We start from the raw sequence: 20,435 nt of genomic DNA, 5'->3' as shown, positions 1-20,435 counted from the left end.
ACCATGGTCGAACCGAACAAGTCGCTGGTCAGCCAGCGGATCGCCGCCTACGTCGTCGCAAACGCAACCCGCGTGCCGCCGCCTGCGCACCGGCACGCGGCCTTCCGCGCGCTGCTGGACACCTATGCCTGCGCGGTCGCAGGCCGGCATGAAGACGCGCCGCGCCTCGCGCGGCGATCGCTGGACGAAGTGGTCGGCCGCGGCACGGCCACCACGTGGCTCGGCGCGGAGAAGATGCCCGCCGAGTCGGCTGCGTTCGTCAACGGTGTTCTCGGGCATGTGCTGGACTACGACGACGTGATGTCGCCGATGCGCGGGCACCCCAGCGTTTCGATCGTGCCGGCGCTGCTGGCACTGGCCGAAGGCCTGAGCGGGCCGGCCGCCAGCGGCACCGCGTTCGCGCGCGCCTACCTCGTCGGCTTCGAGGTCATCGCCAAACTCTCGCGAGCGCTGGCGATCGGGCACTACGCGAAGGGCTGGCACTCGACCTCGTCGCTGGGCATGATCGGCTGCACCGCCGCCTGTGCGTCGCTGCTGGGTTTGAACGAAGCGCAGACGGCCGACGCTCTGGGCCTCGCCGTGGCGCAGGCCGCTGGCTCGCGGCAGAACTTCGGCACCATGGCCAAGTCGTTCCAGGCCGGGCATTGCGCGGCCTCGGCGGTGCGTGCGGCCAAGCTGGCGCAACTGGGTTTCACGGCGGCGCACGATGCGCTGGACGGCGAGTTCGGCTTCGCGAAACTGTACGGCGCGGGTGAGAACCTCGCTGCCGCCTTCGCCTCGCTGGGGCTGGCGCCGACCGAGATCGAAGCCGCCGGCATCGAAGTGAAGAAGTACCCCTGCTGCTACGCCACGCACCGCGCGCTCGATGGCGTGTTGGACCTGCGCCGCGAACACGGCCTGAGTCTCGCGGGCGTAGTGCGCGTGGACATCCTCAGCAACCACCGCGGGCTCGACCCGCTGCTGCACGACCGCCCGCAGACCGGCCTGGAAGGCAAGTTCAGCATGGAGTACGCGGTGGTCGCGGCGCTGGTGGACGGCCAGGTGCGCCTGTCCACCTTCGACGATGCTGCCGTGCAGCGCGCCGACGTGCAGTCCGCGCTGCCGCGTGTGCACAAGAGCGAAGCCGACGGTCCCCCCTTCCCTCGCTTCACCGAGGTGACGCTGACGCTGAACGACGGCCGCACGCTGCGGCGACGCGTGAACACCGCGCGCGGCGACGCGGCCGACCCGTTGAGCGATGCCGAACTGGTCGACAAGGTGGCCGACTGCCTGAGCTACGCACGCTGCGGCGGAGATGCCGCGGCACTCGCAGCGCACTGCTTCGCGCTGGGCGACAAGCCGGTGGCCAGCCTGCGGCGCGTTTTGCCCGACCTGCCGCCGCTGTAACGTCATGGACTTGCAACTGAACGGCCGCCGAGCACTGGTAACGGGCGCTTCGAAAGGCATTGGGCGCTCGGTGGTGTTCGCACTGGCCCGCGAAGGATGCGTGCTGCACCTGGCGGCACGCGGAGAGGACGAACTGAAGGCGCTCGCCGACGAGATCGCCGCCACGGGCGCTGTGAAGCCGCAGGTCCATGCCTGCGATCTCTCGGCGCGCGGTGCACCCGGTGCACTGGCGGCATCCTGCGGCGAGCTCGATATTCTCGTCAACAACGCTGGCGCCATCCCGCGTGGCGACCTGCAGAACATCGACGAAGACCGTTGGCGCGAGGCCTGGGCACTGAAGGTATTCGGCAGCATCGACCTCTGCCGTGTCGTGTTGGCCGGCATGCAGGCGCGCCGCCGCGGTGTCGTTGTCAACGTCATCGGCCTGGCCGGCGAAAAGCCCAGCGCCGGCTATATCGCTGGCTCGGCCGGCAATGCGGCACTGATGGCCTTCACGCGCGGTGTCGGTGCCGCGGCGATGGACCACGGCGTGCGTGTCGTCGGCGTCAACCCCGGGCTGGTGGCCACCGAACGCATGCAGACCTTGCTGCGACAGCAGGCGCTGCAGCAGTGGGGCGACGCCGAGCGCTGGGCCGAGTGCCTGGACACCGCGCGCCTGCCCGCCGGCCGCCCGGCGCGGGCAGAGGAGGTTGCCGATGTGGTCACCTTTCTCGCTTCGCCGCGCGCCAGCTACGTCAGCGGCACCATCGTCACGGTGGACGGCGGCAGCGCTCACCGCGGCTGAAGGAGACTCCGACATGATCGACCTGAAAGACCGCTCACTGTTGCGCGAACAGTGTTTCATCGCCGGCGAGTGGTGCAGCGGTGCCGCACACATCGACGTGCACAACCCCGCCACCGGCAAGCTGATCGCCAGCGTGCCCAAGCTGGGCACCGCCGAGACGCGCACCGCGATCGAGTCCGCCGCCCGCGCTTGGCCTACGTGGCGTGCGCGCACGGCAAAGGACCGCGGAGCAATCCTGCGCCGCTGGTCCGAACTGATGGCCGCGCACCAGGAAGACCTGGCCCGTCTGATGACGGCCGAGCAAGGCAAGCCGCTGACCGAAGCCCGAGGTGAGATCGGCTACGCCGCGTCATTTCTCGACTGGTTTGCCGAGGAAGGCAAACGGGTCTACGGCGAGACGATACCTGCGCCGGTGACGGACCAGCGCATCGTGGTCACGCGTGAGCCCATCGGCGTGTGCGCGGCCATCACGCCGTGGAATTTCCCAGCCGCGATGATCACGCGCAAGGTTGGTCCGGCCCTCGCTGCAGGTTGCACCATGGTGCTGAAGCCAGCCTCGCAAACACCGCTGTCGGCGCTTGCGTTGGCCGTGCTGGCCGAACGTGCTGGCGTGCCGCAAGGTGTGTTTTCGGTGGTCACCGGAACGGCCGCCGACATCGGCACCGAGCTCTGCACCAACCCCACCGTGCGAAAACTCAGCTTCACTGGTAGTACCGAGGTTGGCCGCACTCTGATGGCGCAGACCGCGGCCACGGTGAAGAAGGTCTCGATGGAGTTGGGCGGCAACGCGCCCTTCATCGTCTTCGAGGACGCCGACCTCGATGCGGCGGTGGAGGGAGCGCTGGTCAGCAAGTTCCGCAATGCCGGCCAGACCTGCGTCTGCGCCAACCGCCTGTACGTGCACAGTCGCGTATACGATGACTTCGCGGCGCGGCTGGTGCGTGCCGTGCACGGTCTGAAGGTGGGCGACGGTGCGGAGGACGGCGTGCGCATCGGCCCACTGATCGACGGCGCTGCGGTGCGCAAGGTGCAGGAGCACATTGAAGACGCCACCGCAAAGGGCGCTCGCGTACTGATTGGCGGCCGACCGCACGCGTTGGGCCGCAGCTTCTTCGAGCCCACAGTACTGGCCGACATGACCACCTCGATGGCCGTGGCGCGTGAGGAGACCTTCGGTCCCGTCGCACCGCTCTTCCGCTTTGACACTGAGGACGAGGCCGTCGCGCTGGCCAACGACACCGAGTTCGGCCTTGCCTCGTACTTCTACGCCCGAGACCTGGGCCGCGTCTGGCGCGTGGCCGAGCGGCTGGAGTACGGCATGGTGGGCGTCAACACTGGGTTGATCTCCAACGAAGTGGCGCCGTTTGGGGGCGTGAAGCAGTCAGGCCTGGGCCGTGAAGGCTCGCGTCACGGCATCGACGACTACTTGGTGATGAAGTACATCAATATGGCCGGACTGCAGCCGCGCTGACCTGCTCTTCCCCTCCGCTAAGCCGCCGACGATGCGGCGCAAACCACTTGGATGCGCGACCTCGCTGGAGTGCGTGATCATTGAAGTCGGTCAGATGGAGCAGTATGCAGCCACCGACCAACGCAACTCACCCAAGCCCACATGCCGGTGGCATGAAGACCACTAGCAGTCCTTCGCTTGCGAACGGGTGGTGACCGCTCCTGGAGGGGGCGGACGGTCATGGCGTCAGCGAATCTGGCGTCCGCCTATCACTGCTGCTGCGACAGGTCTCGGCCAAGAGCCCTCGGTCACGACTTCCGAGTGCGGTCTCCCGTTGGCGCTCGGATCGCGGCTCTGAAGCTCGGATTGACACAGTCCGGGCCAGGGAGTCCAGGGAACGCTTGCGTCGCGGCTTGCTCCAAGTTGTCAAAGTTACCGACTTTTGGAGTAAACCACCCATCTATCGCCGCTTCATCGCTGCTACCATCGCGCTCTCGACACATCGTAAGCTATTGATTGTCATAGATTTACCCCAGACATCAAGGAAACCACACTGCGGGTGCAAATGGAACTCCCTCGAATCCCTGACCTCGCCGCAAAGCAGACTATCGACTCGACCCGGCTCTTCCGGGAGTACACCCGTGTCCGCCGTGAGCTTGTGGCCTTGGAGGGAAGCCTCTTCTGGAAGCCCATCGGTGAGTACGAGTACCTTGCGCACAAGGTCAAGGGCACGACGCACTACAAGGGCGTTCGATCACCGGCCACCGAGGCGCAGATCACCGAGTTCAAGGCGAAGAAGCTTCGCCTGAAGGAGCGGTACAAGCGCCTCAAAGAGAGCGTCGAGACCAGCCAACGCATGAACAAGGCCGTGCATGCCGGCACAGTGCCCACCGAGATCATCGAGATGCTCGGTGAGCTCGAAGAGCATGGACTCTCACAGAACAGTCTCGTAGTAGGTCCGCCGGCGTTGTATGCGTATGGGCAGTCCTCCGGCGTGAACCTCGCAGGCGTCACGATGGATGGCCAACGGCGGAGTCTGCTGCCAAGGCATCCGGAGTGTGTACACCTCCTGGTTCAACGGTCGGCGAGTCCGAAGGTCGACTTCAAGACGATGATGAAGAAGATCAGTCACGTCGACAAGGTTGAGGTGAGTTCGCCCAGCAACTCTCGTTGGGTCGGACTGCATGTCTTTTTCAGCCACACGAGCCAGAAAGACAAGGCACCGTCTCAAGAAGCCGGAAAGCTTCGTCTCAAGATCTCGACGAGGGCGCGGACGTCCCCTGACAAGGTTCCGGAAGCCATGAGCCACGCTGAATGGCTCACCCGCCATGAGTCATTGACGAAGTGGCTAGACCATGCGCCGCCGTTCGAGCAGGTGGTCGTTGGCAGGACAGGAAAGATGGCAGTGATGCGCACGCTCGATCCGAAGGCGTACGTCACCGTCCTCAAGCGCACCTGCGACACCATGCCGCATTCGGCCCCAACAGACGAAGCTGCGCTGAGCCTGCGCGTCGTTGAGAAGATGATCGACGACTCGATGATCGTGACCAAGCTCGACGACGCGTCGCAACGCGAACTCGACAGCAAGATCCGCGCATGGGCATCGATCGTCGGCTGCGACGAGACAGCCGCCGATGGCGGCCAGCTGCACGTGAAACAGCCGATACCGCTGTAGACGACGGAGCACGAGGTTGGCGTACACACCTCTGGAAGACAGCGCGATCCAGCAGCTTGCCCGTTCGGTCGCAGCCTACGACGACCAAGCCAAAGCCCTGGCCACGATCAAGAAGTACGAGAGTACGATGTCCTGGCAGCAGTCGGAGAGCGGCACCCTTCTCATCAAGACCGACGCAAACGGCACGGTGCATCAACTCGGGCCCAAGACCGACCGACTTGTCGGCGTACATCGGCGATACGTCGATGCGCAACTCGCAGCTCGGCAAGCCCTTGCCGCGTGCAGCGAGGAAGTTCGGATCTGCCAGAACCTCAATCGGACCACGGGTGCGAATCGTGTGGACCCGATCGTGATCCGTATCCTCAATGAGTTCCAAGCTTCGGGCCTGGGAGGGTTCTGCAAGGTCATCGGCACGTATGCGCTCTACGCGTACGAAGCCGCGGCGGGTGTCACCTTCGATCCCGCGACGACGGCCACCAACGACGTCGACGTTCTGCTGGACGTGCAGCAGCGGATGCGCCTCGTGCGGGAGCTCGGCGCCGCGGGGGGGAGCATGATCCAACTCCTGCAGCGCGTCGACTCGACGTTCGAACGTGACGAGGAGCAGAAGGAGTCAGCCAAGAACGAGGACGGCTTCGCGGTTGACTTCCTCCGTCGAAAGGAACCCGGTGACAGCGAACCCTTCTCGGTGTCCGACAACGATGGCGACATCTACCCCGTCCAGGCCGAAAACGCGCAGCTGTTTCTCAACTCGCCCGTCTTCGAGCGCATCGTGATCGGCGTGGACGGCTCGATGGCACGCATGCGGACCGTCGACCCAAGGGTGTTCGTCAAGTTCAAGCGATGGATGTCCGGACTGGAGAAACGTGAGTTCATCAAGCGGGGTCGCGACCGGAACCAGGCCGATGCAGTCGAGCAACTCCTCAACGATGGTCTCCTCCAGTCCGCGTTGGAGCCATAGCTTGGGCAGGACCGCCTATCGACATGAACTGCGGCTGAACTCCGACTTTCTAGGCGAATCGGCGACTGGTGCAGCAGAACAGAGCGGTGACACCCAACCAGATGGCGGCTTTGCGTCGGTACCGCCTCACGGCGCCCATGGAGAACTGACGTAGTCACGACTTGGCTGGTGGCGCTCAGTTGCAGCAGGCAAACGGGCTTGATGACAGCGTCCTGGGCACTGCGACCAGAGGCGCCGGCAGACGTCGAACGGCAGGTTCCTGCGGTCGCTGACACTGGCCTCGCAGAGAGAGTGGCCGTACCCAATCTTGAGCTCGAGGCCCAGTGGTGTCAGTCACGCCACTTCTCGGTCTCGACCCCTAACTGCCGCCACCACCGCATACTGCCGAGCGCATGACCAGACCTCGCCCTTAGCTCGCGCGCAAGCTGGCGGAGCGAGAGGCGGTCGAGACGGCAGGCAATGGCGGCATGGGCCGATCCGTCCTCCACACCCACGCGTCGCCATCCGCCCTCGCGAGCGAACGCTCCTTGGCGCCTCGATCGGTTGGGGACATGAACCCGCTCACCAAGTGCAGCGGAACCAGCCCCGGCCCCGCATCCAGCAGCAGCGCATTCGCAAACCCCGCGGCCGACCGCGCGTCGTACCTCAGCGGCTTCAGGAAGCGCCTGCGCTGTGCCACCAGCGCCTGGACCAGCGGCACCTCGTGCACACCTTCCAGCGGAATCCACTCCTCGCTCATCAGCATCAGGTAGGCTGCATCGATCTGGTAGGTGTACTCGCGGCGCGCCCGCACCAGGGCGGCCAGCATCAGGCGGACCTTGTGGCCGGTGTCCGCATCCGGCGCCTGCAGCACCGGCGCAAAAGCCCGTTCGATACGGCGCCAGGCCTTGTCGTCGGCGAGCAGCGGCGCGTCCGGCATGTGCTTCACCCACACCCGATGCCCGCCGACAGCGGGTTCGGACAACTTGAACTCGCCCATCACCAGTGCCAGCGGCACGGATCCTTCTCCATGCCGCAGCAGCGCCAGCTTCTGCCGCCGGCGGCAAGACGCCTCGGCGCGTGTGGCCTCGCTGAACGGTTCCGGGACATAGAGGCGATCGACCAGCGCCTCGCCCTTCACCGAGACGTCCGCCGCGGCCTCCATCAGGTACTTGTGCAGCACGCCCTGGTTGCGCCTGCCTTCCATCGCCGGTGTCCAGCGGTTGAAGCCTGCTCGCTCGAACAGGTAGTGCATCAGCGCCCGCAGACTCATGCACCGTCTTTCGACTGCCACCTCCGCAGCCGGGTCGGACTCCCTCTGCGCAGAGCCCCTACCCCTGCCGTTGGTGCGCGTCCACGGGAAGTCGACACGAAGATCGACCTCACCCGTCTCCGACTCGATGACCGCCTCGCCCAGCAATTCCTCCAAGCCCGAAGCCTGGGCCGGCAGCTCGTAGGAGGGGCACGCCGGGTGATGACGGCTCCCTGAGTCTGGCATCCGCTTCACGACCAGCTGGCCATGCCGCGCAACGTACATCTCGACGCCGCCCGGCACACACAGACACCGCGGCCGCTCCGTCGTGTCGTGCGCACGGGCCAGCACCGACTGCCAGCCCGGATCGTCTTCCGTCCACGCCTGCCCCAGGATCGAGAACCGCTGCCCTTCCACAGAAGCGTCCCGGTCAGATCAGTTCACGCACCAACTCGGACACCGGCGGGCGGGGCCGCGGAAACAACTCCCGCACCGCACCTCGGCCATGGATGCCGAACAGCAGCCCGACCTGCTCCTCGTCGGCACCGCGCTCGTACAACCGCATGGCCAACGTCAACCGCACGGACAGTGCCGTCACGTTGCGCATCTCGGCATACCGGAACAGCTTGCGGTAGGCCTCCTGGATCGAGCGGCACAGGCAGCGGCACTGCCCTCCCTCCCGGATCTCGATGATCCTGAAACCCTCCCCACTGGCCGACAGAAACAGCGGGCTCTCAGGCTTCAGCCCCCGGAAGGCCCCTGGATCGCCCAATCCCAGGCCCTGGGCGAGCCTCTCGGCCAGGTAGAGGTCCAGCGCCGCATTGAGCCGGCCACTGGTGAAGAACAGCGGCCGTGCCCGCCCGGAGTTCGTGGCCTCTGCACGCATCTCAGAAGCGATGCGCACCGTGCCGTCGCTGTTGAGGTAGTCGCGAACCTCGAGTCTCGCGATCTCAAGCGGCCGCGCCCCGGTTGCGAACGGCAGCAGGAACAAGGCCTGGTCGTGCCAGGGCCGGCTGCTCCGGCCCCGGATGCGCTGCGCGGCGCTCTCGATCTCCTGGGCGCTGACGATCCGGCTCGAGCGCGAGCGGTCAGGCACCTCCGGCTCGAATTCATCGAGTGCCGCGAGAAGCGCGTCTCGCCGATTCCTCAGGCGCTGCACGAAGGCAGGCGCATCAGGATTCATCCCCTCGATGCCGCCACGGCGGCACAACCTGATGGCCAGGTTCTTGATGCGGCGCTCCACCGCGGTGCGCGTCACGCCGAACCGCTCAGCGACGCACTCGTAGGTCTCGCCATCCAAGACCGCCTTCAGCATCCTGATCGATCGCAGGACCCCATCGGTCCTTGCCGGTTCGACTTCCTGCATCGAGCATCTCCTCCAGGCGCTCAGCCCGGCGCCACAAACATGCTCCGAACCTCGTTGCCCCGTAAAGCCCTCAAGGTCACCGAACTGCAGCGTCAGGTGCGACAAGAGCTTGCTACGGCCATAGCTGCGGCACGGAGCAATCTTCCATCTCCGATCACTGGCACGAGTCGTGTCAACGTTCGGTCGTGGACCGCGCCTAGGGCGGGTCGATGACGGGCTGGTCGACGACGGACGGCCCAGTAGCCGAGCGAAGGCTGGAGACGTCATCGAGGATGCGTGAGATCGGCGTGTGAACGATCTCCGAGTCCGCCAATCGCCCGCGGCTGGCCAGCATTTGCTCGCTCAGGGTCGCCTTGGTGCGCCCAAAGTGCCTTGCCACCGTCGCCGACGAGCAGAGCCTGTGTTCCTTTACCAGCCGCGCGACCAGTGCCCGGCCACGCACAGCGGCAGCATCCACACCAGCGTGGAGATCCACGGCTCCCGCACCGCCCATCCTTGCGCTCACCCAGGTCGCAAGCAACCGAATCGCTCCTTCGACGCCCTGGTCACCTGCCGCGGCAATCAGCGCGGCAGCCGCTTGGCTCTTGACCTGGCGCGCAACGAGACGTTGCCCCTCCTGGCCGCTTCGGACCAGCACCAGTCCGCGCGAGATCTCCCAGGCACGCCTCTCGGCCTCTGATGGCTTCTGCAGGACCCAGGAGAGAAGCGCAGCTCGGGCGCCGACGACCGTCGTTCCGAACAGACACAACATCGGTCGCGAGTCGAATCCATCGCCAGGTCGGCGCCCCAGGGCAACACGAAGCGCACCGTCCCGATGGAAGGTCGGCCCCCTCGACGCGCCCAGCGCCACCGGTCGCCAGGCCAGCAAGCGAATCTCGCGACGGAGGTCTTCTTCGTCCTGGATCTGGTGGGCATGAAACGGACCCGCCAGCACCGGACTGCGCACCGGCCAGGCCTCCCTGACCCAGCGCGTCACGACACTGCCGATGGCTCTGGCCAGGTCTCCCGGCGCATCGCCATGCTCAAGCTCGGCAATCAGATGGATCTCGGTCGGCAGCAGGCAGTAGTCGACCAGCACCCGACCGCGGGTTCGGTGGGCATCGACGACGCGGTCACGAATTTTGGCGCGCAACGAGAGTTCGGGGAAGAACTCTCGGCCGACGGCAGCCTGCCAGCAGAGATGCCAGGTCGTTCTCGGCCTTGAGTCGCCAGTCCTGGGGGCATCCTGCTGCGCCATCTTCGATAGACGCCTGAGGCAAGCCAACCCCTCAGTGGAGTTTTGTAAGTTGTGCCCCAAGCCTCCCGCAGGCCAGCTGCGACAGGCACTCCGACACAGAGGTGCCCTGAAGGCAGCAAAGGTCTCCACGACCGAATGCAAGCACGGCTGCTGTGCCTACCCATCGAAGTGGATGCAATGCGATTGCACCAGCAGGCGCTGTCTGCCGGCCCGACCGAACGACCGACATCACATCCAGATCCCACTTGAGCAACAGCCCGTACGCGACCTACCGTGTCGACGCCGTTGACGCCTCAGGTCACCGGCAATCCTGTTCCCAACCCTCAAGGAGCCAGACATGGAGAAGGATCTCGAAACGCCGGAAGTCATCGAGCTGGGCGACGCCAAGGCGCTGACCCAGGGGCACAACTTCCCGCTGCTGGGCGAGGAGAACCCCGACTACATCTACCGCGAATGAGCCGGCGGTACCCGCTGCGATCGCTTTGAACCGCAGCCGTTCCTGGCCACCGGTTGGCTTGCGCCACCGGTGGCCCGCCACCATGCCCTGTCACCGTGCCCAGGCACTGAACCGGCGCAACACGCATGCTCTTCATGGACGCCGCCGACGAAACCCTGCCATGTCCGCTGCGGCTCGCCGACCACGTTCGGGCCTGCGTCCTGACCGACCAGGTCGTCCTGCTGGACCTGCGTCGCAGCAGGTACCTGTCCGTCCCAGGAGACCTGTGGGCCCGCCTGGTCAAAGGCGACCCGCCGCTACCGCAAGGCCGGCAGCTGTTGCCCATCCGCCTGGGTACCCACAACACCGAGAAGCTGCTCCGTCCCTTGGCCAAGCAGAACCTGCTGACCCGCCTGCCGCCCGTACCGGTGGAAGACCAGCCATTGCCCCTCGCCACGACTTCCTGGGAGCCCAGCGCCGCAAACCCAACCCCTCCAGTCGGCGCACGCCGAGCCTGGCACCTCATCGGCGCGGCGGTCTGGGCGAGCCGCGCAATCCGGACCCGCTCGCTCCAGGAGATCGCGACCCAGGTCACCCACGCGAGAGACCCGCATCCGCCCGCAGAGGCCGAGTCGTCTTCGAGACTCGACGCCGCGATCTCGGCGTTCCACCGGCTGCGACCACTGCTGCTCACCGCGCGGGACCGCTGCCTGCATGACTCTCTCACCTGCGTCAGCTTCCTGGCCAGGGAGGGTATCGCCGCGCACTGGGTCATCGGCGTCAAGTCGCAGCCCTTTGCGGCGCATGCCTGGGTGCAGATGGGCAGCATGGTCGTCAACGACCTGCATGACACCGTCCGTCACTACGAGCCGATCCTGGTCGCCTAGCCAACCGACGCACCGACCACATGCTCCGCTACGTCGCGCTGCACTGGAACACGCGCTCGGATGCCGCCACCGCCCAGGCCATGAGTCTGGCGACTGCCATCCGAAGCCAGCCTGGCTGGCGGCTGACTTTCTCCGGCGAGGGGCTGCAGGTTCTCGTGACGGGTGAGCGCGCCGGCATCAACGAGTCCTACCCGCTTGCAGGAAACCGAGGCCTGGTCCTCGGGCGACTCTTCGACAGCGAAGCCCGCCGTATCGAGGCCGACCACTTCGTGACGGCCCCAGGAGAGACGACGCAGATCGAGGACACCGGCGGCAGGCATCTGGTCGACCGGTACTGGGGACGCTACATCGCATTCGTCGTCTCACCGGGTGCCGATGCCCAGGTGCTCCGGGACCCGAGCGGCGGCCTGCCGTGTTTTCTGGTCCGGCATGGCGACATCGACCTCTGCTTCTCCTGGCTCGAGGACCTCCTGAACGGCCCGCCTGCCTTGCCCGTTCCGGAGATCGACTGGCCGAGCCTGGCAGCCCAATTGGCACTTGGTGACCTCGGCGGCCGGCCCACGGCCCTCGAAGGCGTGACGCAGGTGCTGGCGGGAGAGTGCGTGATCCTCGGTCCAGGTGCAAGAAGGTCCCGGCTTCTGTGGAAGCTCTCGGACCACGCCCTGGCCGCGCCGCTGGACGACGTCTCCTTGGCCCGCGACACGCTGCGCCGCACCGTCCGCCAGTGCGTGCGAGCCTGGGCCGAGGTCTACCCTTCCCTCGTGCTGCGCCTGTCCGGCGGCCTGGACTCATCGATCCTCGCCGCCTGCCTCTCGGCCGACCAGACCCACACAGCCGTCACCTGCCTGAACTACCACTCGCCCGGCGCCGACAGCGACGAGCGGCACTTCGCCCGACTGGCGGCAAGCCGCGCCGGCCTCGAGCTCGTCGAGCTGCGACGCGACGAGGACTTTGTGCTGGAACGGATCCTGGACCTCGCGCTGATGCCCCGCCCTGCACCCTACGCGGGCCGCATCGCCGGACGAACGGACGCCGAGCTGGCAAGGCGGATCGGCTCGACCGTGATGTTCACCGGGGCAGGCGGCGACCAGCTCTTCTTCGAGTTCCAGCGCTGGTGGCCCGCCGCCGACTACCTCCGCATTCGCGGCATCGATCGCGGGCTGCCCGCTGCGCTCATGGACGCGGCACGACTGGGCAAGGTGTCCCTCAAGGAGGTGCTGCGTCAGGCCATCGCCGACCGCCTGCGAAAGGGCCTGCCGCCACCGTTGATCCACCGGCCCTGGACCTTGGTCTCCGAAGCCGTCTGGTCGTCCACGGCCGACGCGGAGCGATTCGCACACCCGGTGAGAAGTGAAGTCGCCGAGCTGCCCATCGGCAAGCTCGAGCAGGTGCTTCAGCTCGTCCAGGTCGGCAGCTACTACGACCCCTGGCACCGCGAGGCGGCGCCAGAGCTGGTGCACCCGCTGCTGTCACAACCGCTGATTGAGCTCTGCCTCCGCATCCCCAGCTACCTTCTTGCCCACAAGGGGCAGGCACGAGGACTGGTCCGAGAGGCGTTCTGGGGAGACCTTCCCCCTGAGATCGCCCGTCGCCGATCCAAAGGCGGTCTACAGGAAGTGCTGCAGACCATCCTGGACCGCAACCTCGGTTTCACCCGGGAACTCCTGCTCGACGGCGTGCTGGTCCGGCAAGGACTGGTCGACAGGCAGCGCGCCGAGCAGGCACTCTCAGCCCAGGCCGGCGCAGGTTCCGTTCGCCCGGGCGAGATTCACATGCTGCTCGCCATCGAGGCCTGGCACCGCAGGTGGACCGCACTGCGGAGCCAGCGTGGCTGATGCCCTGAATCGTCCACCCACGGCACTGGCGACACTCCGGTCTCTTCTGGAGCTGCTGGCCGACTCGGCGGACCCGCGGCTCCGTTGCCAGCTTGCCGCAATCCTGGTGCTGGCAGCCTCCGGCAGCGTGCTCGCCGGACTCGCGCCGCTTGCACTTCAGCACCTCGTCGACGCCCTGAGACTTTCGCAGGTCGACGATGGCAGTGCCGCCAGCACCGCGCATTCCTCCGACCCCAGCCCCATGCTCTGGCTCGGCGCGGCCTACCTGCTGGCCCTGGCTGTCGGCCGCGTGCTGGCCGAACTCCGGCTGTTCCTCGCCGGGTTGACCGAGCAGCGTCTGCATGCCCGACTCAGCCGGCGATACCTCGCCCATCTCCTGGAACTGCCGCTCGCCTTCCACACCGGGCGGTCCACCGGCGCGCTCGCCAACGGCCTGGTGCAAGCGGCGGCCGGGTGCCAAATGGGGCTCAACAGCCTCCTGCAGTGCCTCCCGGTGCTGGTCGAGCTGCTGACCGTGCTGCTCGTCCTCGCGCAGCTCGGGCAACCCGCCCTCGTCGGGATCTTTGCGCTCAGTGCCTTGGCCTACGGCCTCATCTTCGCGCGCGGCGCCCGACGGGCGCGGATCCACGGCAAGTCGGTCTCACAGGCCGGCCTGCAGCTTCACGGCGAGCTGGCGGACAAGCTCCTCAACATCGAGACGATCAAGTGCTTCGGTGCTGCGCCGAGGGCGCGCACGCGCTTCGATGAAGCCTCCCGCCTGCTCGAGGGCCGATGGGCCAGGCTGCACGCGCAGCGCGCCAGAACGGGTCTGTTAGTCGCCGCGGCCTTCACCACCTCGGTGGGATCGTCCCTTTTCATCGCCGGCCAGGCTACAGCCTCGGGCTCGCTCACGATGGGCGGATTCGTGCTCGTGACCGTCTGCATGCTCCAGATGGTCCGACCACTGGAACTGCTGGGCTCGGCCATACGGGACCTGGCCCAGAGCCTGGAGTTCACCGGTCCCCTGCTCGAGGTCATGCGCATGCAGCCGGAGACGGCCGTGCAGCCGCCCGCAACCGGATCCGCAACGGCAGACGCCCCACCGCCTCACCTGACCAACGACGGTCCACCCGACCTGCTGTTCAGGGCCGTGCACCTCGACCTCGGCCGAGGAGAGCCGGCTCTCCGGGGACTTGACCTCCACGTGCCAGCTGGCAGCACGATGGCCATCGTCGGCCACAGCGGAGCCGGCAAGTCGTCGCTCGCCCGCCTGCTGCCGAGACTCCACGAGGCCACGTCCGGCACGATCCTCTGGAACGGGTGGCCCATTCAACGTATGGCACTCGACCGCCTGCGCCAAAGCGTCGCGGTCGTCGCGCAGGACACCACCCTCTTCAGCGACTCCATCGCCGCAAACATCGGCATCGGCAGGCTGGACGCCTCTCGCGAGGAGATCGAAGGGGCCGCACGTCAAGCGCAGATCCATGCCTTCATCGCCTCGCTGCCCGACGGCTACGACACCCAGGTCGGCGAACGTGGCCTGAGACTCTCTGGAGGAGAGCGACAGCGCATCGCGATTGCCCGCGCCATCCTCGTGCGGCCCTAGGTCTACATCCTAAAAAGGGGCTCCTCGATCAGTACGGGTCCTGGCGTCAAATGCCGCGCAAGCAGGCGCCTCCGACGTTCTTCTGGAGTCTCCAGCGTCAAACTCCTAGAGGTGGCCATTCACCAACGATTGCACCATCCTAAGGGCACCCGTAAGTCCAAGGCCTAGACCTGACTCGACCATCAATGTTCGCAGCCCGCGCCCGACCGATACTGTCATGGACGATCAACTGAACTTCAAACATGCTGAGCTCGCACTGAGCGCTAGGCTGCAGCGCAAGTGTGGGCGTTCGAGACTGATCTCCATAGATGGCAATCGTCGCACTGCTCTCAGGGGAAACGGTCCACTTGTACTGGTACGGCGGAGTTCCTCCGGAGACTGTTGCGGAGGCTGGAATGGCAGCCACATTCATGTCGTTGACAATCGAAACAATCGATGAGGGCGTTACCGTTAACGCCAACACCTGCGAAGCAGGGAGCGCCCTCCGTTGCCCAACGGTTGCCGCGGGATAGAAGTCAGGGACAGAGTCCCCGTCCGAATCAAGCCATGCCTCAGAATGGAGAGTCGACGGCGGGACACCTCCCGTGGCATTCGGCGGTTGCGCCAGATTGAAACAGCCGAGCAACACCGCCTCAACCCGATACTTAACGGAGTCACCAACCATCCCTTGGTACGGATCAAAGTCGTAGAGTATCGGATCAGAATTCTGAGAGGAGAGCTCTGGATTTCCAGGAATAATCCCCCTAAGCCTAGAGGAAATGGAGCCAAAGTTTGGGGGTTCCAAATTCAGCGCCGCATTCGGCCCCGCAGTGACGCGCTCCCCCCCAATCGTCGCTATCAGTCTGTTATTCCTGTAGATCCTGTATGCAGCCGCCTCCCTCACCTGAAAGGACGAGTTTGTTACTGCATACGAGGGGGCTCCATGATAGGTCGTCAACTGGCACGTATAGTCTCTATCGACATTCGCCCATGAGATTCGCGCCACGTTGTAGCTAGGTGAAAACGCAACAGAGGCACTGACTGGCGAAGCAGAAGTGGAGGAGACAAACTCCTGCGCATCAGTGTTTACCCAGGAGATCAGTTGCAAGGCTCGCTCTTCGGAGGTGTACCGAAATACGCCGTTCTTGAGATCCTTGATCTGTCGGATTGCGAGCGGCGACATCTTCGCTTGAAAGGCGCCATTCGCAAGAACAGAAGACAGCCCGTCCGCCGCAATCTCATCAATCTTCCTCGTCGCGGCCACGACTAACGCACTGTACAAGCCCGCCCTGGCTATCTGCGGATCGAGCTTCTCAGTGAATTGCCCATGCGCAACCCCATGGCAGGCTCCAACTAGCAAGACCACAAGCGCAGCGATTCTCATTCACGGACCTCATCGATGGATAGTTTGCCAACACTTTGGATGTTATCATTGTCGACTCACCGTGAGTCCAACTTTCGAGTGAACAACTCAGAAGCTGAGGCATCCCAGTTGAACGCTCTGCACTTGAACACTGCCGACGGCAGGTCGCCCAGTGACTCGGGTGACCGGAGCCCTTTGTGATCAGTCAGCCTGTCGTCGGCTGCGCGCTGCACGCCGCCGACCACATTGAACAGCTAGGCATCGAACACGCTCGAGCAGGTGCTCCGGCTAACGCGCTCGACGTCGGTGTCATGGTTGGGTTTCCCCGGGGTTGGGTGACAGGCAGCTTCACACCACGCTCCCCAGCAACTCGACGCGATTGACTGCCGCACTCGATGCGCTGCGCCTCGCGGCTACCTCCGTCGATTACTTTTTGCGATCGCTAGGGCCGAACGTCATAGACGAGGGCACCCGCGAAACGCCGGTCATCAAGGTCGGCGCCTCGACCCGGCTAAGGCCTGTAGCGATGGACGCGGTTTTTCTTGGCACTACTTCGATGGAAGTCACGAAGCGCAGTTTGCCCAGATCGAGTGCTAGTCTTTGCCGGCAGCGCGCCAACGTTTGCTCTTTGAGCAAGTGGTGTGGCCGATCAAAGCTTCTCGGCAGCCGGCACAGGATCATCACGCACTTGAGCCGCTGGGCGAAGTCGGCGTCCTCGACCGGGCCTTCGAGTAGATGCAGCATGCCCAGGTCGTGCAGACCTGGACTAGATTGAGGCCGACTCGCTGGACGGTACCGGCGCAAACGTGCATTCCTACGGTACGGCGCGCCCAGAGAGTGCGGTCCGCAACCGGCAAGTCCCGAGGCGGCTGAAAAACAAAGATCCACCTCTTCTCGGCGGACATCTGCACGGCCCCGACACTTTTCCTGCCGCCGAGCCAGACATCCGGCGTCCCAGCGGGTCGCGCACGGCTCAAGCGGCTAAGGCCGTCGAGCCGGCCGCAACACACGTGCATCGAGCCCTGGGAGAACGGCCGCGAAATGCGCAACCGCTGCAACGTGGGCGAGCCCCTATTCCACCGGCTGGTGGGCTGTCGCCACACCTTCTCGCGATTCGTGACGCTCGACATCACGCTCATTGCCCTCATCAGCTTCGCGCTCATCGCCGATGAACTGCGGTTGTGTTAAGCGGCACTGGCTCACAAACATGTAGTCGATCCGAACCCGTCTCAAGATTGCCGCAGGCAGTCGGCAGTCGGCAGTCGGCAGTCTTGCGGGTGCGGGAGCTGAGTCTTTCGACACCTTTTGGCCCGAGCAAACCTAGCCTTTGGAGTACCCCAGGTCGCGCGTCCGAGCCAGGTTGGACTAGCAACGACCGAGGAGGTGCGGCACTCAATGCATCGTGAACTCTGGCGTCGACAGACGGACTCCGGTCGAACAGCGCTTAGGTTTGGCGGATCAAGCCAGACGGCATCAGTGTATGAGCCTCCTGACCAGCCCATCAGGCCTCTGTGAACCAGAACACCACTTGGATGCAAGGCTCACCAGGCTCGCGACCCACAAGCGCCGGCCCGCGGCGCACCGAAGTTGTCTTAGAAGAGCGGCTCCACTCGATCAGGTTGCAGTCCGAACGCCAGACGTCGCGCGAACGCCAAGATTGTGCGGATCGTGCTCGGTCAACTCGGCCCCACGCCGATCGCACACACCGACCGTTCGGCAGAAGATTCGGGCGCACCGGTTGTTGGGGTCGACAAACGCTCACAAGCTGTGCAGTCAGCGGCCGCCGCCCTGAGGCGGTCAGGGCCGAGCCGGCTGGCCGGTCTTGCGGACGCACTCAGGACGTGCGTCATCGACGGTCTTGAGCTCGGCCATCTGCTGCCAGCTTCGGTACTGCAGTTCGAGCGCCGCGGCGTCTTCGCCTTGCAGTACGGACTCCTTTCGGACCTCGCCCCGCAACCAGAACCGGAACCAGTCCACGTTGCCCTGCAGCGAGATCATGCGCTCGCTGGGCGTCATCAGCCCATGGCTGCCGCCCGGGATCACGACCATCTCCACCGGCTTGTACTGCTGGCGCAGCAAGGCATAGATGTCCCAGTTGTTGAGCACCCAGGGTCCGTAGGTCTCGATGCGTAGAGCCGCCTTGACACACTCGGTGTGCAGAGCCGGGTCGTTGCGCATCCAGTTCGCGTAGCCCTCACCGAAAGGCATGCCTTCGTTGGTCTTGGACTTTCTGGCGACGATGTCGTCGCTGCGGCCATAGGTCACCGCCAACGAAAACACCGTGTTCGCGTCACCGTCCAGGATCGTCGCAGCTCGGATCGGTGCCGGCCCGAAAGTCACCTGGTTGAGTACCCGCTCGCCGGTCATGCTCCAGCCCATGATCCCGACACGGTCGCGGTCGATCACACCCTCGGCGACGAGAGCCTCGATCACGCCCTGCACGCCATCCATGAAGGTGAGGTTCGCCGCCGCCTCGGTGCGCGGCGCATCCGTGCTCGGCCGGACGGGAAACGCCAGCACCGCGATGCCCTCGCGCAGGAACGCCCTGCCCGCGAAGCCGCTGGTGAATCCGATCGCCGTGTTCGCGCCATCCAGGTAGAAGCGGTTCGCCGCAAACCCATAGGTCTGGATCACCAGCGGCAGGCGGCTGCGGCCATCGTGGCCGGCCGGCAACATGAGCCCGCCGTTCCACTCACGGCCCTTGGCGTCTCTCCAGGCGTAAGGCCGCATGCGGCCCCACTCCGCCGAGACCTGCGGATTGAGTTCGGTCAGCCGCACGGTCTGGCCTGCAGGCCCTTGCGCGACCGCGTCCGGCGGCTGATCGAGACTTTCCTGCAGACGAAGCGACCATCCCGTCGGCGCCGCCGCGGCACCCGACGCTGGCAACTCCTGCCACTCTCCGCCCTGCTGTCGCTGGAACAAGCGCCTGCCACCCCCATCCGTCACCGCAAAACCATCCGGCATCGCCGACACGGCCTGCACCCCAACCAGCCGCCCCTTCAGCTGGGCCACGACCGCCCAGCGCCCGGTGTCCGGCCAGTACTCGATGACGTGGGACGCCTTGCGCACTTCCGGCGATCCCGGGTGATCGACCGGCAGGTGCGTGCCCGCCACGATGACGGAACGGCCACCACGCTGCCAGAGCAGGTCGGGCCGAGGCATGCCCGCCATGTCGTCCGGGGCGTCCACGATCATGTGGGGCACCCCATCAGCCACCCTGAAAGCCACCAGGCGCCGGGGCACGTAGCGCGAGGGTCGGGAGAAGTAGCTCAGCGGATCCATGGCCACGGCCGGCCCCAACGTGGCGGTCGCCTCCGCAATCAGCGGATAGGCCTCGTTCCAGGCCCGCTGCCGCTGCGGCTCGTAACGCGGCAGCAGCGCCCACCGCCCGTCCGGAGACAGGTTGACAGGCGGCTTGGCGGTGGTCCCGTCCACGAACGGGTCACCCAGCGCCCGAGCCTTGCCCCGGCTGCCGGCGTCGACCACGAAGTGCTGGTACTGCCGCATTTGCGCGCGCATGTCGGTCTGCCCGAACTTGACGCTCCAGAACGACCGGTTGCCGACGACGACGCTGCGCTCGCCCGGCGCCAGCGGCGGGTTGTCCAACTGGGCCGTGTAGAGCACCCGCTTCAGGTCCTCGGAAACGTCGAAGGACACCACGTCGGTCGGCGAGTGCGTCAGCTGCGTGAGTCGCCCGCTGGCGGCCTCCACCCTGAAGACCTGGAAGACGCGGCCTTTGATGCGCGCTCGGAACACCAGGGTCCGGTTCCCGGCCCACTGCACGTCCTGCAGCGCGGGATAGGCCGCGTTGTGGTCGAGTTCCGGGTCCAGCGTGGCCAGCACTTTCGGCTGGGCTGCCCGGCCCGCCACAAGCGTCTCGGGCCGCAAGTCCAGCAACAGGATCTGGTACCGGTTCCGGTCGATGCGCGTGTTCGCGCGACGGGTCACGACAAAGGCCGTGCTGCCGTCGGGCGAGACCGTGCTCAGGCCGCGATCGAGGTCGCCGGCCGTCGGCTGCACGATGCGCGTGAACTCCACGACATCCCGGACACTGGGCCCAGCAACCGGATCAGCGGGCCTGGCAGCAGACCCAGAAGCACCGACCGTGGTCACGGCACAACCGGCCAGGGCAGCACAAAACGAGAGGCGAACGAAGTTCTCGAGCGCCGCCACGATGCGGCGCCCAGGCATGGCTGAGAGCATGAGAAAAGGTCCTGAAGGGCCGCAAGCGGCCGTGCTGGATCGGGCTGGGGCCGGGAA

General features: G+C 65.7%; 15 protein-coding genes. 10 read left to right on the top strand and 5 right to left on the bottom strand.

The window, feature by feature from the left end:
- Nucleotides 1-3 precede the first annotated feature (3 nt).
- The 5 genes from KF892_25020 to KF892_25000 all read left to right on the top strand — a co-directional run bounded on the left by KF892_25020 (nucleotide 4) and on the right by KF892_25000 (nucleotide 6,256).
- Nucleotides 4-1,386 (top strand): MmgE/PrpD family protein, encoded by a 1,383-nt coding sequence (locus KF892_25020; GenBank protein ID MBX3628273.1) that lies wholly within the window; start codon nucleotides 4-6, stop codon nucleotides 1,384-1,386.
- Between the two features lie 4 nt (nucleotides 1,387-1,390).
- Nucleotides 1,391-2,170, top strand: coding sequence for an SDR family NAD(P)-dependent oxidoreductase (locus tag KF892_25015; GenBank protein MBX3628272.1), 780 nt, complete (start codon nucleotides 1,391-1,393; stop codon nucleotides 2,168-2,170).
- A 13-nt stretch (nucleotides 2,171-2,183) separates the two neighbouring features.
- Entirely contained in the window at nucleotides 2,184-3,641 is a 1,458-nt protein-coding gene (locus tag KF892_25010; protein MBX3628271.1) for an NAD-dependent succinate-semialdehyde dehydrogenase, read from the top strand.
- Between the two features lie 544 nt (nucleotides 3,642-4,185).
- The gene (locus tag KF892_25005; protein MBX3628270.1) at nucleotides 4,186-5,295 is read left to right on the top strand and encodes a hypothetical protein; all 1,110 of its coding nucleotides are present in this window, start codon (nucleotides 4,186-4,188) and stop codon (nucleotides 5,293-5,295) included.
- 16 nt (nucleotides 5,296-5,311) lie between these two features.
- Nucleotides 5,312-6,256: a hypothetical protein gene (locus KF892_25000; protein ID MBX3628269.1), complete on the top strand. Its 945-nt coding sequence runs from the start codon at nucleotides 5,312-5,314 to the stop codon at nucleotides 6,254-6,256.
- Nucleotides 6,257-6,665: 409 nt separating this feature from the next.
- Here the strand turns inward: KF892_25000 and KF892_24995 are convergent, their stop codons facing one another.
- From KF892_24995 to KF892_24985, 3 genes are all read right to left on the bottom strand, one after another.
- Complete coding sequence (locus tag KF892_24995; protein MBX3628268.1) at nucleotides 6,666-7,904, bottom strand: DUF1173 domain-containing protein; 1,239 nt, start codon at nucleotides 7,902-7,904, stop codon at nucleotides 6,666-6,668.
- 13 nt (nucleotides 7,905-7,917) lie between these two features.
- On the bottom strand, nucleotides 7,918-8,583 hold the full coding sequence (locus KF892_24990) for a site-specific integrase (protein ID MBX3628267.1): 666 nt from the start codon (nucleotides 8,581-8,583) through the stop codon (nucleotides 7,918-7,920).
- Between the two features lie 466 nt (nucleotides 8,584-9,049).
- Nucleotides 9,050-9,985 carry a hypothetical protein gene (locus tag KF892_24985; GenBank protein MBX3628266.1) on the bottom strand — a complete coding sequence of 312 codons (936 nt, stop codon included), beginning with the start codon at nucleotides 9,983-9,985 and terminating at the stop codon, nucleotides 9,050-9,052.
- Between the two features lie 442 nt (nucleotides 9,986-10,427).
- Here KF892_24985 and KF892_24980 point away from each other — a divergent pair, with 442 nt between their 5' ends.
- From KF892_24980 to KF892_24965, 4 genes are all read left to right on the top strand, one after another.
- Nucleotides 10,428-10,547, top strand: coding sequence for a lasso RiPP family leader peptide-containing protein (locus KF892_24980; protein ID MBX3628265.1), 120 nt, complete (start codon nucleotides 10,428-10,430; stop codon nucleotides 10,545-10,547).
- A 134-nt stretch (nucleotides 10,548-10,681) separates the two neighbouring features.
- A complete protein-coding gene (locus tag KF892_24975; protein MBX3628264.1) occupies nucleotides 10,682-11,413 on the top strand; it encodes a lasso peptide biosynthesis B2 protein in 732 nt (243 codons plus the stop codon).
- 20 nt (nucleotides 11,414-11,433) lie between these two features.
- Nucleotides 11,434-13,248: an asparagine synthase gene (locus KF892_24970; GenBank protein ID MBX3628263.1), complete on the top strand. Its 1,815-nt coding sequence runs from the start codon at nucleotides 11,434-11,436 to the stop codon at nucleotides 13,246-13,248.
- Nucleotides 13,241-14,833: an ABC transporter ATP-binding protein gene (locus KF892_24965; protein MBX3628262.1), complete on the top strand. Its 1,593-nt coding sequence runs from the start codon at nucleotides 13,241-13,243 to the stop codon at nucleotides 14,831-14,833. Before KF892_24970 ends, KF892_24965 begins: the two co-directional genes overlap by 8 nt.
- Before the next feature lie 1,768 nt (nucleotides 14,834-16,601).
- Here KF892_24965 and KF892_24960 read toward each other — a convergent pair.
- Nucleotides 16,602-16,919, bottom strand: a complete 318-nt coding sequence (locus KF892_24960) for a hypothetical protein (GenBank protein MBX3628261.1) — start codon at nucleotides 16,917-16,919, stop codon at nucleotides 16,602-16,604.
- 297 nt (nucleotides 16,920-17,216) lie between these two features.
- Between KF892_24960 and KF892_24955 the strand changes: the two genes are divergently transcribed.
- Nucleotides 17,217-17,363: a hypothetical protein gene (locus KF892_24955; protein MBX3628260.1), complete on the top strand. Its 147-nt coding sequence runs from the start codon at nucleotides 17,217-17,219 to the stop codon at nucleotides 17,361-17,363.
- A gap of 609 nt (nucleotides 17,364-17,972) precedes the next feature.
- On the opposite strand, the gene KF892_24950 is transcribed toward KF892_24955, so the two are convergent.
- Nucleotides 17,973-20,378: a hypothetical protein gene (locus KF892_24950; protein MBX3628259.1), complete on the bottom strand. Its 2,406-nt coding sequence runs from the start codon at nucleotides 20,376-20,378 to the stop codon at nucleotides 17,973-17,975.
- Between the last annotated feature and the right edge of the window lie 57 nt (nucleotides 20,379-20,435).

Origin of the sequence: Rhizobacter sp. (assembly GCA_019635355.1) — a bacterium.
Taxonomy (GTDB): Bacteria; Pseudomonadota; Gammaproteobacteria; order Burkholderiales; family Burkholderiaceae_C; genus Rhizobacter.
This window is presented reverse-complemented; position numbering and strand designations above follow the sequence as displayed.

Bases quoted from the DNA above. Each gene is read 5' to 3' on its own strand.
- KF892_25020 (MBX3628273.1), top strand. From the start codon at position 4: ATGGTCGAACCGAACAAGTCGCTGGTCAGCCAGCGGATCGCCGCCTAC.
- KF892_25015 (MBX3628272.1), top strand. From the start codon at position 1,391: ATGGACTTGCAACTGAACGGCCGCCGAGCACTGGTAACGGGCGCTTCG.
- KF892_25010 (MBX3628271.1), top strand. From the start codon at position 2,184: ATGATCGACCTGAAAGACCGCTCACTGTTGCGCGAACAGTGTTTCATC.
- KF892_25005 (MBX3628270.1), top strand. From the start codon at position 4,186: ATGGAACTCCCTCGAATCCCTGACCTCGCCGCAAAGCAGACTATCGAC.
- KF892_24980 (MBX3628265.1), top strand. From the start codon at position 10,428: ATGGAGAAGGATCTCGAAACGCCGGAAGTCATCGAGCTGGGCGACGCC.
- KF892_24975 (MBX3628264.1), top strand. From the start codon at position 10,682: ATGGACGCCGCCGACGAAACCCTGCCATGTCCGCTGCGGCTCGCCGAC.
- KF892_24970 (MBX3628263.1), top strand. From the start codon at position 11,434: ATGCTCCGCTACGTCGCGCTGCACTGGAACACGCGCTCGGATGCCGCC.
- KF892_24960 (MBX3628261.1), bottom strand. From the start codon at position 16,919: ATGCTGCATCTACTCGAAGGCCCGGTCGAGGACGCCGACTTCGCCCAG.
- KF892_24955 (MBX3628260.1), top strand. From the start codon at position 17,217: ATGCGCAACCGCTGCAACGTGGGCGAGCCCCTATTCCACCGGCTGGTG.
- KF892_24950 (MBX3628259.1), bottom strand. From the start codon at position 20,378: ATGCTCTCAGCCATGCCTGGGCGCCGCATCGTGGCGGCGCTCGAGAAC.